14 protein-coding genes are annotated in these 16,562 nt (G+C 39.2%); 2 read left to right on the top strand and 12 right to left on the bottom strand.

Going from position 1 to position 16,562, the window contains the following annotated elements; genetic code table 11:
- Positions 1–306 precede the first annotated feature (306 nt).
- A complete protein-coding gene (locus ABEQ24_RS16420; protein WP_430007793.1) occupies positions 307–1,365 on the bottom strand; it encodes an undecaprenyldiphospho-muramoylpentapeptide beta-N-acetylglucosaminyltransferase in 1,059 nt (352 codons plus the stop codon).
- A gap of 15 nt (positions 1,366–1,380) precedes the next feature.
- Entirely contained in the window at positions 1,381–2,259 is an 879-nt protein-coding gene (locus tag ABEQ24_RS16415; RefSeq protein ID WP_430007792.1) for a LysR family transcriptional regulator, read from the bottom strand.
- Positions 2,260–2,367: 108 nt separating this feature from the next.
- Here ABEQ24_RS16415 and ABEQ24_RS16410 point away from each other — a divergent pair, with 108 nt between their 5' ends.
- Together ABEQ24_RS16410 and ABEQ24_RS16405 are read left to right on the top strand one after the other, a co-directional pair.
- The gene (locus ABEQ24_RS16410; RefSeq protein ID WP_430007791.1) at positions 2,368–3,465 is read left to right on the top strand and encodes a citrate/2-methylcitrate synthase; all 1,098 of its coding nucleotides are present in this window, start codon (positions 2,368–2,370) and stop codon (positions 3,463–3,465) included.
- A gap of 531 nt (positions 3,466–3,996) precedes the next feature.
- Positions 3,997–5,001 carry a L,D-transpeptidase family protein gene (locus tag ABEQ24_RS16405; RefSeq protein WP_430007790.1) on the top strand — a complete coding sequence of 335 codons (1,005 nt, stop codon included), beginning with the start codon at positions 3,997–3,999 and terminating at the stop codon, positions 4,999–5,001.
- Between the two features lie 916 nt (positions 5,002–5,917).
- Here the strand turns inward: ABEQ24_RS16405 and ABEQ24_RS16400 are convergent.
- From ABEQ24_RS16400 to ABEQ24_RS16355, 10 genes are all read right to left on the bottom strand, one after another.
- A complete protein-coding gene (locus ABEQ24_RS16400) occupies positions 5,918–7,216 on the bottom strand; it encodes a (Fe-S)-binding protein (RefSeq protein WP_430007789.1) in 1,299 nt (432 codons plus the stop codon).
- Positions 7,213–8,619: an FAD-binding oxidoreductase gene (locus ABEQ24_RS16395; protein ID WP_430007788.1), complete on the bottom strand. Its 1,407-nt coding sequence runs from the start codon at positions 8,617–8,619 to the stop codon at positions 7,213–7,215. Before ABEQ24_RS16395 ends, ABEQ24_RS16400 begins: the two co-directional genes overlap by 4 nt.
- Positions 8,620–8,631: 12 nt before the next feature.
- Complete coding sequence (locus tag ABEQ24_RS16390) at positions 8,632–10,056, bottom strand: NAD-dependent succinate-semialdehyde dehydrogenase (RefSeq protein WP_430007787.1); 1,425 nt, start codon at positions 10,054–10,056, stop codon at positions 8,632–8,634.
- A complete protein-coding gene (locus ABEQ24_RS16385) occupies positions 10,043–11,347 on the bottom strand; it encodes an aspartate aminotransferase family protein (RefSeq protein WP_430007786.1) in 1,305 nt (434 codons plus the stop codon). The genes ABEQ24_RS16390 and ABEQ24_RS16385 overlap by 14 nt, the downstream gene beginning before the upstream one ends.
- Positions 11,348–11,364: 17 nt before the next feature.
- Positions 11,365–11,871 (bottom strand): gamma carbonic anhydrase family protein, encoded by a 507-nt coding sequence (locus ABEQ24_RS16380; protein WP_430007785.1) that lies wholly within the window; start codon positions 11,869–11,871, stop codon positions 11,365–11,367.
- Positions 11,872–11,910: 39 nt separating this feature from the next.
- Positions 11,911–13,083 (bottom strand): CaiB/BaiF CoA transferase family protein, encoded by a 1,173-nt coding sequence (locus tag ABEQ24_RS16375; RefSeq protein WP_430007784.1) that lies wholly within the window; start codon positions 13,081–13,083, stop codon positions 11,911–11,913.
- 65 nt (positions 13,084–13,148) lie between these two features.
- Positions 13,149–14,117, bottom strand: coding sequence for an aminopeptidase (locus ABEQ24_RS16370; RefSeq protein WP_430007783.1), 969 nt, complete (start codon positions 14,115–14,117; stop codon positions 13,149–13,151).
- A gap of 40 nt (positions 14,118–14,157) precedes the next feature.
- Positions 14,158–14,922: an enoyl-CoA hydratase/isomerase family protein gene (locus ABEQ24_RS16365; RefSeq protein WP_430007782.1), complete on the bottom strand. Its 765-nt coding sequence runs from the start codon at positions 14,920–14,922 to the stop codon at positions 14,158–14,160.
- Positions 14,919–16,055: a 2-keto-3-deoxygluconate permease gene (locus tag ABEQ24_RS16360; protein ID WP_430007781.1), complete on the bottom strand. Its 1,137-nt coding sequence runs from the start codon at positions 16,053–16,055 to the stop codon at positions 14,919–14,921. Before ABEQ24_RS16360 ends, ABEQ24_RS16365 begins: the two co-directional genes overlap by 4 nt.
- Positions 16,056–16,118: 63 nt before the next feature.
- Positions 16,119–16,559: a tripartite tricarboxylate transporter TctB family protein gene (locus ABEQ24_RS16355; RefSeq protein ID WP_430007780.1), complete on the bottom strand. Its 441-nt coding sequence runs from the start codon at positions 16,557–16,559 to the stop codon at positions 16,119–16,121.
- Positions 16,560–16,562 lie beyond the last annotated feature (3 nt).

The following is a 16,562-nucleotide window of genomic DNA, read 5'->3' as shown; positions in this document are numbered from 1 at the left end:
GGATTTTTTCTTTGGCTCTTATCATAAATATTGTACTGCCAGACTAAATGATAGAAACCTTAAGTGGATTGCAGCGGAAGGAACTTGACTCCTGCGGGAAATAGAGCAAATTGGGAGACCCCACAGGCAACGCCGAGGAGGCTCCCATGCTCCCCGCGGAAAGCAAGTTCCTGGAGCGGAAAGCAACGGACATTATTTATCATAAAAAACAACAATCTATGCGAAGATAGCCATTTCTTTTAATGGTTTTCGCACTTTCATTCTGGAAATGATCGTTACGTCCCATCCTCCATTTACATCTTATTCTTATCTGCCGTTTATCTCCGCAACAAGTATACTTATTGCATCTTTCCGGTCAAGCGAGGTCATTTTCTGCTTCATATCATCTCTTTTGTTCTTTAAATCACCCAAATGTTTCACAAGCGTTTCTACAGATAAATGTTCTTCCTCAAGCATCATCGCATATCCTTTTTCCTGGAACGATTTTCCGTTTAAAATCTGATCTCCGCGGCTTTGATTTTTCGTAAGAGGAATAATGAGCATCGGGATTCTTAAAGCAAGGAATTCAAAAATAGAGTTTGATCCGCCTCTTGTAATCACAAAATCTGTTGCTGCCAAATAATGTGGAAGCTCATCATGGACATATTCGAATTGTTTATAGTCCTTCTGATTCGCATAGTTCAGATCGACGTTTCCTTTTCCGCATAAGTGAATGATCTGATAGTCCTTCAGCTGCGGCAATGCCGCTCTAATGGTTTCATTGATTTTTTTCGCCCCGAGGCTGCCGCCCATCACTGTTAAAACCGGGCGCCTGCGGTCAAACCCTAGCAGTTCAATTCCTTTATAAGGTGATCCCTTTAAGATCCCCCTGCGAATCGGTGAACCAATGGCAGCCGTTTTCTCTTTTGGAAAATGGTTCAGCGTTTCCTCGAACGATGTAAAGATTTTAGTAGCGAAACGCTGCGCGATTTTATTCGCAAGTCCCGGTGTCATATCGCTCTCATGGATCAGAACAGGAATTTTAAGTGATTTTGCTGCAATAATAACCGGTACGGAGACAAATCCTCCTTTTGAAAAAACTAGAGCAGGTTTCAATTTTCTGAGTACTCTTCTTGCATCTAAGCAGCCTTTTAATACACGAAAACTGTCTTTTACATTTTCAAAATCCAGATATCTTCTCAGCTTCCCGCTAGAAATGCCATAATAGGGAATCGCGATTTTCTCAATCAGTTCCTTTTCAATCCCATTTTTTGAACCAATATATTGGACGTCCCAGGTGCTTTTATCCAGTTCATCAATGATCGCAATATTTGGCGTGACATGCCCTGCTGAGCCGCCGCCTGTAAAAACAATTGTTTTTTTCATATAAATGGCCTCCCTTTAAATTCTGAACTGCGAAAGAAATGCTAAAAATTCTTTCTGCTTCTTATGTTTGTATTTCATGATGGCATATGTATGAGCTTCCGGCAATGGAATGGATGGACAATTGACCTCCAATAACCTTCCTTCAAGCATCTCTCTTCTAACTGTTGAAGCAGGAAGGAACGAAACGCCGAGTCCTTCCACAATAAACCGTTTTGTAATATGAATTTGGGAGACCTCCATCATCCGAATGCCCGGATAATTTGCTTTTACCGCTCTGCATAGAGAATCCCAGTATACAGGATGATTATGTGTAAGAAGGTAATTTGATGTTAACACCTCTTCTTCATCCAAGGGCAGCGCTCTTTCAGAATCCATTCCATCGTGAGGGGCGACAAGCAGCACCTTGTCTTTGTACAGAAGCTGACAATTGATATCCGGATGAGTGCTGCCCATACAGGACAACCCAAGATCCACCTTATCGTTCCTTACAGCCTCTTCAATTTCACTTGATTCTATAATTTTAACGGAAATTTCTACCTGAGGATACTGGTTGCAGTATTTTTTCAGCACATAAGGAAGAATAGTATCCGCAATAAGCGGGGAAATGGCTAGAGTAAACTGTGATGTAAACCCCTGCTGAAAGGACTGAAGCTTGACTATACCGTTTTGATACACAGAGAGAAGTTCCTTTGCATGCTTCAAATAAACCCTTCCCTCTTCTGTCAGTCTAATCTTGCGGCCATCCCGCTCAAATAATCGAACCCCGAGTTCTTTTTCCAGCAGTTTGATATGAACGGAAACAGAAGGCTGGGATATGTAAAGAATCTCCGCTGTTCTTCTGAAATTTTCGCATTCTGCAGCTGTGACAAATGTTTGAAGCCACGTGAATTCCATAGAAACCACCCTTATTAAAATACTTAATCAATCCGTTTATATATATTTAATTTTCTTAATACTTACTATTTTATAAAATAGTAAGTACAAAGGGAAGGAGAGATTTTTATGGTAATTAAAGGTTTAAAGGGTATTGCGGCTGCTGAAACAGCCATCAGCCATATTGATGGGGTAATTGGCCAATTGATTTACAGAGGACTGGATGTTAGAGATCTGACGAAAAACTATTCATTTGAAGAAGTTTCGTATTTACTATGGCATGGCGAATGGCCTGACAAGCACCAGCTCATTCAGCTGAAAAATGAACTGAAGAATCAGCGAGGGCTTCCTGATTATATAGAAAATCTGCTGATCAGTCTTCCGGCAGAGATGAATTTAATGAGCGTTTTGAGAACAGCGGTTTCAGCATCCGGTCCAGCAAATAAAGAAAAGCCGACTTATTCAGATGCCATTCGTTTAACAGCGATGATGCCGACAATCATCGCCTATCGAAAAAGCCATTTAGAAGGCAGAGCATTTATCCGCCCTTCTGCAGAGCTTGATCATGTTGAAAATTATCTTTACATGCTTAATGGAAAAAGGCCTTCGGAATCTCAGCGCAAGGCTCTGGAAACCTACATGATTTTAACATTGGAGCATGGAATGAATGCTTCTACTTTCTCTGCAAGAGTAACCGTTTCATCCGAGTCTGACATGTACTCCGCTGTGACCTCTGCAATCGGCACAATGAAAGGCCCTCTTCATGGCGGGGCCCCATCTGAAGTGATTGCTTTTTTAGATGAAGCGGCCTCATGCGGTGATATTGAAAAATTGATTAGAGAGAAACTAAATCGCGGCGAACGATTAATGGGGTTTGGACACCGCGTTTACAAAACGCATGACCCAAGAGCTGTGGCTTTGAAAACTGTTTTACTCGAGAATGCGGGAAAAGATGCATGGCTTGATTTATCAATGGAAGTGGAAACAACTGCTGTAAACTTGCTGCAAGAGCTAAAACCGGGAAGATCGCTGTACACGAATGTTGAATTCTACGCTGCAGCCATTATGAAATCCATTCAAATGGAGTCAGAGCTGTTCACCCCGACGTTTTCAGCAAGCAGAGTTGTCGGATGGACAGCACATGTCATGGAGCAGGCTGAAAACAATACGATTTTCAGACCGGAATCTCATTATATTGGGAGATTGCCTGTTAAAAAATCCATTTAAATTGGGCTAAACGCACCTTACTCTACAATCCAATAGAAGCAACAACCATTTAATAAAGCTTAATAAAGTCACCAAAGGCACCCGTTTATGGGTGTTTTTTGGAGTGCGAAAAATACATTAATATTCCGCTTCCTGCTAAAAGTGAATTAGCGCCCCCCCAAGCACGCATTGCGTTTGAAGCGTGTCTTTCCCAATGGAGTTAAAGTGAAACTTTCAATGCTAAATTGCTTCTGATTCTTCATAACTTTCATATAATAAAATTCCTCTGAATCAAAGTCGATGTGATCGTCAGTCTTACAAATTCTTGTAACCCTTCTAAGTCCATTTCTCTTCCCTTCCATTCATAATTAACCACAAATCATTATTCAACCTTCCTTCCTGTTCGCTCAATACCAATTAGGTCAAAATCTTGAAATTAACTCACACTTAAATTTATATTTAATTTTCAAAATATTGTTAATTTATGGAACAATCTTGAAATACATTTCGTTATATAGGGTGAAAACAGAGTGAAAAAGGGAGATGGTTACTGTGATAAAAAAAGGGTTCATTCTTTTTTTGTTATCTTTTCTTATGATTTTTAGTATGGAATTGAGTTCTGCTTCTGCAGCAGGAAGCAAATTCATCATCATCAACAAAAGCAATAATCTGCTGGCCTATTATGAAAACAGTCAGCTGAAAAAAGTATTTAAGGTAGGCACCGGAAGAAGTCAATCCCTCACACCTGAAGGAAAATTCAAGATTGTAAATAAAATTGTCAACAGACCTTATTATACGGACAACATTCCAGGCGGTGATCCGCGCAATCCGCTTGGCAACCGCTGGCTTGGATTAAATGCGAGGGGAACATGGGGTACAACGTATGCCATTCATGGCAATAACAATCCGAGTTCTATTGGCGGTTATGTCAGCAGCGGCTGTGTTCGGATGTACGACAATGAAGTAGAATGGCTGTTTAGCCAAGTGCCGACCAACACACCAGTCATGATCACTTCTTCAGGCAAGTCATTTGATTCTATTGCTGCATCGTACGGATATAAAACAACTCCAAGTTCAGTATCACCTTCTATTCCTGCAGCGAGTAATGGAACGATTCTGAAAAAAGGCAGCCGAGGCTCTGCAGTAGAAGAACTGCAGCGCAAACTTACTTCTATAGGCTTTTCCACCAAAGGCATTGATGGAGCGTTCGGAAACAATACCGATCAGGCAGTACGTCAGTTTCAACAATCCCGCCGCTTAACAGTAGACGGGATTGTTGGCCCAGCAACAAGAAAAGCACTATATGGAACAAAGCCACCCACCGCACCTGATAAACCATCTACTGGAACAGTCAGCGGCACTTTAAAAATGGGCAGCCGCGGATCTGGAGTTAAAACACTTCAAAGTACACTTACTGCAAAAGGCTACAACACTAAAGGTGTTGACGGAGTATTTGGTCCCAACACAGAAAAAGCCGTGCGTTCTTTCCAAAAATCCAAAAACCTGTCGGCAGACGGCATCGTTGGTCCTGTTACGAAAAAAGCATTGGGACTATAAATAGAAAGAAACCTGGGCAGATGTATAGACTACCTAGGTTTCTTATTGTTTTTCATGGATTGCAGGAGATTTTCCAGAAACAAAACCTTCACTTCGCATGGATTTTAAAGAACGGCTACCTTGTGCTGAAAACGACCATTTTAACTGGGTACCCTCTCTTCATCTGTTGTCAAAAATTCAATTAATTCATCTAACGTCCCTACGAACTGTTCAACCTCAGGCAGGTGATAAAAAGTACTGGTAATATAAATGTTATTGATTTCATTATTTGGCAAACAGAGAATAATCCTTTTATTAAGACCTAAGGCCAATCCTAATTCAATGTGACTCCCTTTACCTGCTGGTAATAAAATATAAAGTAATAATACTAATTAACCTTTCATTTCGAGTATCAATTAGTTTTCCAAATGAACTTATTTATCTTTCTAACATGCGTTTGTTTGCTCCTCTTCTTTTTGTACTCTAATTCCGTATATAGAGAAAATCAATTATTTAGAGAATCCATAAATTACACCTCGCCAGAACAGAACGTATGTTTTTATAATGAGTTAAATGATAGATGGCGATGATCCAAAGTTTAGAGACCGCGGAAACATAAAGTGGCAAGGTTTCTTTATGATGGAACATGTAACACTGCTGAGGATATCGAAGTATAGTATCTGAGAACAGCTAGACCATTGTTAGACGAAGAAAAAATAGAGGTCTTGGAAGGTCTTCCATCAGTATACTTGAATGATAAATCTTACTCGAATTCAACACAGAAAAGGTAGATAGATAAGACTGAACTTCTATGATATTAAAAGCTTCTTAACTTGCAATCAATTAAAGGGAACTTTTAATAATTATTTTTTTATACATCAACATTTAGATTTCATAAAAAATCCGCACCTATAAAGTGCGGATTTATTTTGAATTTTCATTTAGAGGCTGCCCCTGCTTCAACAAGTAATTCTACAAGATGAATAGCTCTTATTCTATCTTCTAGACCTTCCCTTTTGATACCCAATTTCATTTGTAACAAACAACCAGGGTTTGTTGTAACAATAATAGAGGCTTTAGTATCCTTTGCTTTTTCCATTTTCAAATCTAAAATGTCCATTGATTCTTCGTAATTGACTAAATTGTAAACACCTGCTGATCCACAGCACCTATCATAATCTTCCATCTCATGGTAGCGTATACCTGGAACTTGATTTAGAAGGAAAAGTGGTTCATCAATAACTTTCTGTACATGTGTCATATGACACGACGATTGATAGGTCACAATAGAGTTCATTTCCTTGGTGAAATTTAATCCATCTAATTCACATAAAATTTCTGAAATATCTCTTATCTTATTAACAAAGTTTTTAGCACGTTTATGCCAACCCTCTTCATTTAGAAAAAGATGGTCATATTCAATTAAAGTTGCACCACACCCACCGGCATTATTAACAATATAGTCCACATTTTCGCTTTCAAAAGCTTCAATATTTATTTTAGCAAGTTTTTTTGCAGAATCCTTTTTTCCCGCATGAGCGTGCAAGGCCCCACAGCACGTTTGAGCTTCCGGTATAATAACTTCTGCCCCTGCCAAAGTTAATAAATCAATAGTTTTTTTATTAATGTTTAGAAAAATAGCGTCCATTACGCAGCCTGTCACAAAACCTACAGTCATTTTCTTTGTGCCCTTTACGGGGTAATGCCTAGACATTTTTTTACGACTCAAAGGTGAAGAGATATCTGAAAGAACGGATTCAAAGTTTCCTAGTTGGAAAGGAAGCATCCTAGTGATTCCCGTCTTTTGAGTAATTTGTTGTAGCCCTGACTTCTGATATAGCCACGTAGCGTTCCCAATAAAATCCATCCATTTTTTTGAAGGAAATACTTGGTCAAAAATTATATTTTCAGTAATTTTTTGCTTTGTTGTTTTTTCTGCTGATTCCTCTAATACCTCTTTCGCCCCTTCTAAAATCTTGCCATATCGGACATTCGTAGGACAAACTGTTACACAAGCACGACACCCAAGACACTTTTCAATTGGTTCTCTTAGGTCTTCTATTGTGATTTTACCTTCTGCTAGCATTTTAACGAGGTTAATTCGCCCCCTTGGAGAATGGGACTCGATTTTCATAGTTTCATATGTCGGACATGCAGGTAAACAATATCCACATTGGACGCAATTGAAAGTTTCATCATAGTTTAATTTTCTTTGGAGTTCAGAAATCGTACTCATTCCCTCAACACCAACTTCTGTCCTTTTTCCGGGAATATTTTTCCGGGATTTAATATATTATTAGGATCCCAAGCTTGTTTAACACGTTTCATCATATCTAAACCGAAATATCCCAACTCCATTTCCATAAAGGGCGCTTTCAATGTTCCAATTCCATGTTCCCCTGACAAAGTTCCTCCTAATTTAATTGCAGCTTCAAATATTTCTTCAACTGCTTTTTCCACTCGTATCATTTCTTCTACATCCCTTTTGTCACAAATAATATTAGGATGAAGATTTCCGTCCCCAGCATGACCAAAGACAACAAGATGAACTTTATATTTTTCCCCAATTTCTTTTAATCTTTTAAACATATCCGGAATCTTACTACGGGGTACAGTGGCATCTTCTGAAACCTTTGTAGGTTTTATTTTGACTATAGCTGGTGAAACCAACTTTCTTGCCTTCCAGTATAACTTTGCTTCATTATCGTTTTTTGCTATTTTTACATCAACAGCTCCAATCTCTTTAAAAATCTTCTCAACTGTATTCATTTCTTCTTTAATGGCAATTGGATGACCATCAAGTTCGATTAAAAGTATCGCCTCAGAGGTGATAGGAAGACCTAATGGTTGATAATTCTCAACAGCGATCATAGAATGCTGATCCATTATTTCCATTTTTGAAGGAAGAATGCCTGACGTTAAAATTTTAGATATGGCTTTTCCGGATAAAATAAGATCATCAAAAACAGCCATCAAAGTTAGAGTCGCAGGTGGTTTAGGAATCAATTTCAACGTGGCCTCGGTTATAATCCCGAGTGTTCCTTCAGATCCTACTATTAGTTTGGTTAAATCGTAACCGGTTACATTCTTTATTGTTCTTCCGCCGGTTTTTATTATTTCTCCTTCAGGGGTTACAACTTCTAAGCCAATAACATAATCCTTTGTCACACCGTATTTTAGTCCTCTGGGGCCACCGGAATTCTCAGCTAAATTGCCTCCAATTGTAGAAACATGTGAACTGCTTGGATCAGGCGGATACATGAGTCCGTGTCTTTCAGCAGCTTCATTGATCCTAGCTGTAAGCACGCCAGGAGAAACAACAGCAATCAGGTCATCCGGCTCGATACTCAAATAACTATCCCATTGAGACATATCTAAAACGATCCCTCCTTTTACAGGCAATGGACCTCCACTTAGAGAGGTCCCTTGCCCACGAGGATAAACTGGAATTTTATACTTGTTAGCCAATTTTAATATTGATGAAACTTCTGATTTATTCTTCACCTGAATCACCATATCAGGAAGAAATGTGCCAAAAGAAGCATCGTAGCTATAACTATACCTATCAGATAAATCCGTAAAAATTTGGTTAGAAGGAATGACTTCCTTAACTTCGCTCAATTTCAAGTCCATTTTCATTGACTCCTTCGATTAACCAATATTTAAAGAAACAAATTTCTCTTCTAAATATTCTTTAATCCCATATTTCCCTCCTTCTCTTCCAACACCGCTTTCTTTCACTCCTCCGAATGGGGCTTGAGCTGTTGTAGGCATAGAATCATTGATACCTATTATTCCATATTCAAGAGATTCCATCACACGGAATGCACGATTTAGATCTGATGTGAAACAATATGAGGCGAGTCCATAGTCTGGATGGTTCGCTCTTTCAATTGCTTCCTCTTCTGTTTTAAATGTGAAAATTGGAACAACTGGCCCGAATGTCTCTTCAGCGGCAATCTTCATAGATTCATTTGCATTTTGAATGACAGTAGGTTCATAAAATACACCTTTATCATAGTTTTCCACCTTTTTTCCTCCGCACACAATAAGACCGCCTTTTTGTTCAGCATCTTCTACATGCTCGATGACTTTGGCGAGACTGTCTTCATTAATTAATGGACCAATGTCAGTGTCTTTCTCCATGCCATTCCCAATTTTTAATCGTTTTACTTTTTCAACAAATTTGTTGGTAAATTCATCAGCCACTTCTTGATGAACATAGATTCGATTCGTACAAACGCAAGTTTGCCCTGCATTTCTAAATTTGCTTGCTACAGCTGCTTCTGCTGCTTTCTCTAAATCCGCATCACTGAATACAATGAATGGAGCATGTCCACCCAATTCCATTGAAACCTTTTTCACCGTACGGGATGCTTCACTCATCAGTTTCTTTCCAATCTCTGTCGAACCTGTGAAAGTCAATTTCCTTACTTCCTTGCTGTCTAATAATGTCTGGGCAATCTCACTGGAAGATCCGATAACCAAATTGGCAACTCCCTTCGGTAGCCCTGCTTCATCAATCGCTTCAAAAATTTTAATAGCAGTCAAAGGAGTAGTTGATGCTGGTTTTAAAATAACTGGGCACCCTGCAGCAAGCGCCGGAGCAAGTTTTCGAGTCACCATTGCAGCTGGGAAGTTCCAAGGTGTTATGGCTCCTGTTATTCCAATTGGCTCTTGCAAAACTAAAATTCTTTTATCCGGACTAGATGCAGGAATGGTCTCACCGTAAATCCGTTTTGCTTCCTCAGCATACCAATCGATGTAAGCGATCGCTAATTTCACTTCACCAAGAGATTCTTTAAGTGGCTTACCCATCTCCTTAGTGATAGTAACAGCCAGCTCTTCTTCCATACTTTTTAACAGGGAGGAAATTTTATTAAGATAACGTGACTTCTCATCTGCACTCGTCTTCTTCCAACTTTTATAAGCAGCAGAAGCTGCTTGAATCGCTTCTTTTACATCATTCGCTCCACCAAAGGCAACTTCACCAATGATCTCTAGATTAGCAGGATTATACACTGACATGCGTTCTTTTGACTGAGCAACTTTCCATTTCCCGTTAATGTATAGCATGGCCACTCTCCTTTTTATCTAGTTTTCTTAATCCCTCTTCTATTACCTTAAATGCCTGATCAAGCTCAGATTTTAACACCGTTACAGGTGGGATAAAGCGTAAGACATTCTTATCCGATCCACAAGGTAATAGAATAAGCCCATTTTCTAATGCATATTCCCTCATGTCAGTCACTTTTTGGGAATCGGGCTTACCTTTATGATCAATAAATTCCACACCAATCATTAAACCTAGTCCCCTTACATCGCCAATGCCTTTAAACACATTTTTCAATTCTAGTAATTTTTGTTTAAAGTAGTTTCCCATTTTTTCAGCGTTTTCAATACCTTCCCGTTTTAATATTTTTATAGAAGCAAGTGCTGCTGAACATGAAACTGGATTTCCACCATATGTCCCACCATGTGTTCCAGCTTCCCACTTCTCCATGATTTCACGCTTAGCAACTAATGCACTCAATGGAAAACCAGATGCAATGCCCTTACCTAAAGTTAGGATATCAGGCTCGACTCCAAAGTGCTCATAAGCAAACATCTTACCTGTTCTGCCAAAACCGGTCTGTACTTCATCAAAAATTAGCAGAATACCAAATTGATCACAAATCTCTCTTATTTGTTTCAAAAATCCCTTCGGAGGAACAATATATCCTCCTTCACCCTGTATTGGCTCAAGAATCATTGCAGCAACTTGAGAAGGATCTACCTGATATTGAAAAACGTCTTCCAAGCTTTGAATACACCTTCTCGTTTCTTCTTCGTCACTCAGACCTGTGCGAAAAGTATATGGATATTCGCATAAATAAACACTTGGTAACAAACCCTCATAATCTTTTCTATATGCAGAACTTGAAAAAGTAATGGATGTTGTCGCTATTGTACGACCATGAAACCCTCTTTTAAATGATATAATCGCAGGCCGTTTGGTAGCCTTTTTTGCTAATTTAATAGCCCCTTCATTAGCTTCTGCACCACTATTTGAGAAATACACCATACGCTGAGTTCCTGTAAGATCATTAAGAGTCTCAGCTAATTCGATATAAGAAGGATAATAGGCAACATTATGACCAATATGAATCATCGAATCCAATTGTTCCTTTACCGCGTTAATTACCTCCGGATGGCAGTGCCCTACATTATTAACCCCTACTCCACTAGCAAAATCCAAATATTTCTTCCCATTTTCGTCCACTACTGTTGAGTCATATGCACTCGTAACTCCAATTGAGGTAGCTCTATTAGCTACGGGTGGCAATACTTTTAACGCTCTCTCAGATAAGCTGCTGTTGTACTTCAAATATCAACCTCTCCTTCCTATTTATAATCCCGATTCCAAAGTTCAATATATTCCATTGCATTATAAATATTTTCATTCTTCTCTACTTCCGTAAGCTCCTTAACCACTTTAGCTGGGACTCCAATAGCAAGGGCTCCTTCTGGAATTATCCTGCCTGGGGGTACAACTGCTCCAGCTCCTACTTGTGCTCCTTTTCTAACAACAGCACCATCCAGAACTATCGCTCCGATGCCTATCAATGCCCCATCTTCAATTTGGCAGGCATGCAGGATAGCACCGTGTCCAACTGTTACCATTTTTCCTATGTGCAAAGGGAATTCTGGTGTAACATGTCCGATACAACCGTCTTGGATATTGCTGCCATCCCCTATTTCAATAAAATTGTTATCATCTCCCCTTAATACGGCTTGCGGCCAGATGCTCACATCTTTTCCAATCCTTACATCCCCAATAATTTGAGCCGACTCATGTATAAAGGTTTCTGAATGGATGGATGGGACCTTTCCTCTTAAACCATGAATCATCCACACATCCCCCTTTCATTTTCGTAATTAACAATGGGTTTAAATGTTTAACTCTTTATAAGATGAATTAGATTTCTCTAATCCTAACTCTCTTAAAATTTCCTCATTATGCTGGCCTAACAAAGGAGCTGCATTTTTTATTTGACCAGGATTCTTTGAAAGTTTGATAGGAATACCCAACGCCTTAATTTTTCCAGCAATAGGATGCTCTACCTCTTCAACCATTCTCCTGGAAATGGTATGTGAATCAGTTAATGATTCTGGATAAGTGTTGATTGGGCCTGCAGGTATACCTGCTTCTTCAAACTTCTCTAACCAATAACTTCTTGGGCGTTTACTAGTTTTTTCTTCAATTAATTGTATGAAAACTTTTAAATGCTTTATTCTTGAAGGGTCATCCACAAATCGCACGTCTTTTAGGAATTCTGGTCTTCCTATGATATGGCAAAACTCTGGCCAATGATGCGGTGTATCTGCACCTACAGTGAAATAGCCATCACTAGCTTGAAAGGCTTGATAAGGTGCTGACAAACGGTGTCCACTACCAGTAGGTTCAGGAGTTTCGCCATTAACCCAATACTGCGTACTTTCCCAAACGGATAAAGCAAGGCCAGTATCAAATAATGAAGCATCTATAAATTGACCTTCATTTGATTGGACACGCGCATACAAAGCAGATAATATTCCATAGGCAGCAAACAATGCGACACCCAAATCTGTAATAGGCAGCCCGCATTTTACTGGGTTTCCACCTCGTTCTCCGGTCACACTCATTATTCCTGTCATTCCTTGCGCAATTAAGTCATAACCACCGCGTGAGGAATAAGGTCCATATTGACCGAAACCTGAAATGGAGCAATAAACTAAACGTGGATTAATCTTGTTAAGCGTCTCATAATCAACACCCAACCGCTTTACAACACCGGGACGATAATTCTCAACTAGTATGTCTGCTGTTTCAATCAATTTATAAAATATTTTCTTGTCTTCATCGTCTTTCAAATTTAACGTCATGCTGCGTTTATTTCGATTTATAGCCATAAAAGCAGCACTTTCTCCATCAATGTGAGGTGGCCACCTTCTAGTATTTTCACCAGTAGGGGGTTCAATTTTAATTACATCAGCTCCCATATCAGCCAGTAACATACTGCAATAAGGGCCGGCCATAACCTGACTGAGATCTACGATACGGATGCCATCCAATGCACTCATCAAATCAATCCTTTCTTTCATTCAGTAATTAATTATTAACTATCAAATGGTTTTTCCATTAAAGCTCACAAATAAAGTTCATTGCCGCGAAGGATAGTTACACCGTCAATTTCCACCATTGCGTCTTTAACGACCATGTCGTAATGACCCTTTGCCTTAATTACTCCGCCGATATATGCATTCGTACCTAAAGCAACATGAATGGTGCCAAATACCCCTTCATCACTTAACATACTATTTTCCAGTTCACATTCCGGGTTCATACCAATCCCAAACTCACCTGCAAAATAGATGTTTCCTTCTTCATCATTTCGTTCATTTAATATTTTTCTAAATAAATCGGCCTCTTTTCCCCCTGTAATTGAAACCGCCTTCCCTCCCTTAAACTCAACAACCACGGGGGTATCTATTAAACCAACTCCAGGTATGCTACCATCAACCACTAAAATACCTTCTGCAGACCCTTCAACAGGTGCAATACTCGACTCTATACAGTGAGCTGCAGATATATCCTTGGTATTAGCAAAACCTGTTAATGCTCGTCCTTCCCTTCCTTTAATGGATAGTTGTAAATCCGTTCCTTGAGTAGTCGTTATCCTAACTGCATTACCCTTGGTTAATAAATTTGCTATTTGTTCCACTTGGGGTCTAAGAGAAGCAAAGTCAGCTAGTAACCCTTTACTCAATAAAATGTTATCGTGAGATTCTGGCAACACTAGAACTCTAGCACCAGCTCTTTGAGCTTCATGACGTGCTTTTGTGTGTGCGATGTTATAAGTAGTTGGAGCAATCACAACATCTACTTTTTTCATAGCTGCAGCGACTGGGTCTGGTAGAGCGTCACCATGCCCCTTTCTTGGCGGCATGGACATTGTGATCGGTTCAGCACCTAAAGAGAAGGTTACCGCTGCCAATGCTTTAGCAATACTTTCTGTTTGAAAATCCGTTAAAATCAACACTTTTTCTCCTTCTACAACTCCTGCCAATACTTTCACCAACGCATGGGCACCCGGATACATCATGACTTCCTTCATAACTAATTGACCCTCCCCTTAATCTATCTAGATCTCTTTATCATCTTCCTTGGAAAACTGGTATTTGTTTATTAAAAAAAGACTCAATTGCGTGTTTATGATCTCTCGTATCCTGACAAGCTATAAATGCATCTAGCTCATACGTCATGGCTTCCTGCCATTCTAAATCCATTATTTTTTGGATTGTATCTTTCGCATTCCTCACTGCAATAGGTGCACGTGAGGCAATCATATTTGCCCAATTTAATGCTTCATTAATTAATGTAGTATGAGGCACAACTTTACTAGCCAAACCACGTTGAAATGCTTCATCAGCTAAAACGGTTCTGCCAGTTAATATGACTTCCTTTGCATAAGCTTCTCCCATTAACCTGACAAGTCGAGTAGGTCCGACAACCAAACCAACTTTCACACCTGCGGCACATAGCTTTGCTTGATCAGACATAATTCGAATATCACAAGCTAAAATAAGTTCAAAGCCTCCACCAAAGGCATATCCATTTACAGCAGCAATCACTGGTTGTGGCATTTCATTAACAACATCATAAATGCGGCAATCTTCTTCAAGAAAATGGCGAACAGTCTCAGCGGTCAATTCACCTTCTTCATTTAAATCAGCTCCAGCACAGAATGCCCGATCTCCTTCTCCTGTTAAGATAATGACTCGAACATCATGCCGAGCTTTTAAATCTTCCATATAAGGCACAAATTCTTCCCGAAATTCTTTCGTCAAAATATTCATTGGAGGATTATTAATCGTTATGGTACAAATATGATTTTCAATATTGGTCTTTATCCACTTCATTCGATACTACTCCTTTCTAACTTTGCTACTTCCAACGTCATCTCACTTTTTTTTGAAACATCTTCTAATTGACCGTCAATTCCTTTACTTCTTTGATATTTATCCCAAAAAATCACAGCAATTGGACAAAGAATAGAAGTAGTAATAGTCGAAATAGAAATTTGAATGGTAGCTAGATTAGCTATTTGCTGAAAACTTTGTGCCTCATCTAATGACATAAGTCCGGCTCCTGCTGCAACAGAAGCCGCTGCAGCAATAGCTGCTGGTGTTCCCACTGCATTCCCTGCAGTTGATGCTTCAGCAACAGGACCAATTGTACTTCTCTCACCAAATAATCGATAAACTAGGATCCCTGTTATCCCGGTAAAGATGACGGTTGCAAAACCTAGAACAAGACCGCCCCAAACGGCATCTGCATTAAAGAAACTCATAAAATTCATTCCTGCGCCTAAGCAAAAAGCAAAAAAGGGAACAAGTAGCGTTTCACCTGGTTTTAGAAATTCTCTGATGTCTTCATCCAAGTTTCCTAATAACATTCCTAATGCAATTGGCAACAATACCGCAATGAATGCGATAGCAGGAAAATTAATCCCTACTATGCCCAGTGCCATCATTGTAAAGAAGGGACCGTCATTTAATGTCAATACAGAAATGGCTCCAACATCTGAACGATTGCCATATTGTCCGGTGAGGACGGCATACATTCCTTCATTTCCATTTGTCATTGCAGCAATAATAGCAAGCGTAGATAAGCCCAGGAGCCCATTCATAGGATCAAAAAAGTAACCGAATAAAAGTCCAATTGTAATTCCTGTCAAACACTTACTTGAAGTTAATAGAATTCCTTTTTTTAAAGCTTTTCCACCCACTCGTAAATTCATCTGGCTGCCTGCACAGAACAAGAATAAACCAATAAGTGTCAATGTCCCGTTTTTAAAGAGGGCTTCCGTAAACCCTCCAATTCTCATAAACTCATAAATACCTTCTTCCACAGGCGCTACCCCTAAATATTTTAGAAACTCCATTACTATGGGTATATGGAGCTGATCAATCGTATTAAAAAGTGCTCCTAACATGAGTGGGATGACCATAAGCCCTCCCGGTACTTTCTCAATCCTTCGCTTGATCTTCATATAATCACTCCCAAGTAGATTTTTCATAAATAGCATGTTTTAGAATCAGGGGGTTTTTACCTATTATGGAAAACGAATATACATTAGTTTTTCAAATACAAAATAAATGAAACCAACCATGCCTACTGATACTAAAGTAGCTGTATACCAACTAACTTCCTTGTATGCCATTAATCCAACAAGCAGAAAGACCAATGTGGCACTCAGAAATCCTATTAAAGGCATAAGAATGAATATATACAAAAGGGTATTAAGGATAAAAATGAATGCCCTCTTCATAGAAACAGATGAAGTAATTCTTTTCTCAGCTTTTTCATTTTTTGTTCTGGCAAGAATTAATTGCCAAATTGATAAAAGAATAAGACAGCTTCCTAAAAGCATTGGAAATGAACGAGCTGAATTTAATAGATGATCTCCCGGAGGCAATCGATAGCTCTCTATGACAAAAAAGATACCGATTGCAAGAACGATCCCTCCAAGAAGGAACTCTTTATTAATTTTCAAATT

The sequence above is a fragment of the Metabacillus idriensis genome (assembly GCF_050483325.1).
GTDB classification, from domain to species: Bacteria; Bacillota; Bacilli; order Bacillales; family Bacillaceae; genus Bacillus_P; species Bacillus_P idriensis_A.
Note: the sequence above shows the minus strand (reverse complement) of the source record. Positions and strands in the feature narration are given on the sequence as shown.

What these genes read in the sequence shown, in the direction of transcription:
- ABEQ24_RS16420 (WP_430007793.1), bottom strand. Translation starts at nt 1,365, where the DNA reads ATGAAAAAAACAATTGTTTTTACAGGCGGCGGCTCAGCAGGGCATGTC.
- ABEQ24_RS16415 (WP_430007792.1), bottom strand. Translation starts at nt 2,259, where the DNA reads ATGGAATTCACGTGGCTTCAAACATTTGTCACAGCTGCAGAATGCGAA.
- ABEQ24_RS16410 (WP_430007791.1), top strand. Translation starts at nt 2,368, where the DNA reads ATGGTAATTAAAGGTTTAAAGGGTATTGCGGCTGCTGAAACAGCCATC.
- ABEQ24_RS16400 (WP_430007789.1), bottom strand. Translation starts at nt 7,216, where the DNA reads ATGAGTACGATTTCTGAACTCCAAAGAAAATTAAACTATGATGAAACT.
- ABEQ24_RS16395 (WP_430007788.1), bottom strand. Translation starts at nt 8,619, where the DNA reads ATGAAAATGGACTTGAAATTGAGCGAAGTTAAGGAAGTCATTCCTTCT.
- ABEQ24_RS16390 (WP_430007787.1), bottom strand. Translation starts at nt 10,056, where the DNA reads ATGCTATACATTAACGGGAAATGGAAAGTTGCTCAGTCAAAAGAACGC.
- ABEQ24_RS16380 (WP_430007785.1), bottom strand. Translation starts at nt 11,871, where the DNA reads ATGATTCATGGTTTAAGAGGAAAGGTCCCATCCATCCATTCAGAAACC.
- ABEQ24_RS16375 (WP_430007784.1), bottom strand. Translation starts at nt 13,083, where the DNA reads ATGAGTGCATTGGATGGCATCCGTATCGTAGATCTCAGTCAGGTTATG.
- ABEQ24_RS16370 (WP_430007783.1), bottom strand. Translation starts at nt 14,117, where the DNA reads ATGAAGGAAGTCATGATGTATCCGGGTGCCCATGCGTTGGTGAAAGTA.
- ABEQ24_RS16365 (WP_430007782.1), bottom strand. Translation starts at nt 14,922, where the DNA reads ATGAAGTGGATAAAGACCAATATTGAAAATCATATTTGTACCATAACG.
- ABEQ24_RS16360 (WP_430007781.1), bottom strand. Translation starts at nt 16,055, where the DNA reads ATGAAGATCAAGCGAAGGATTGAGAAAGTACCGGGAGGGCTTATGGTC.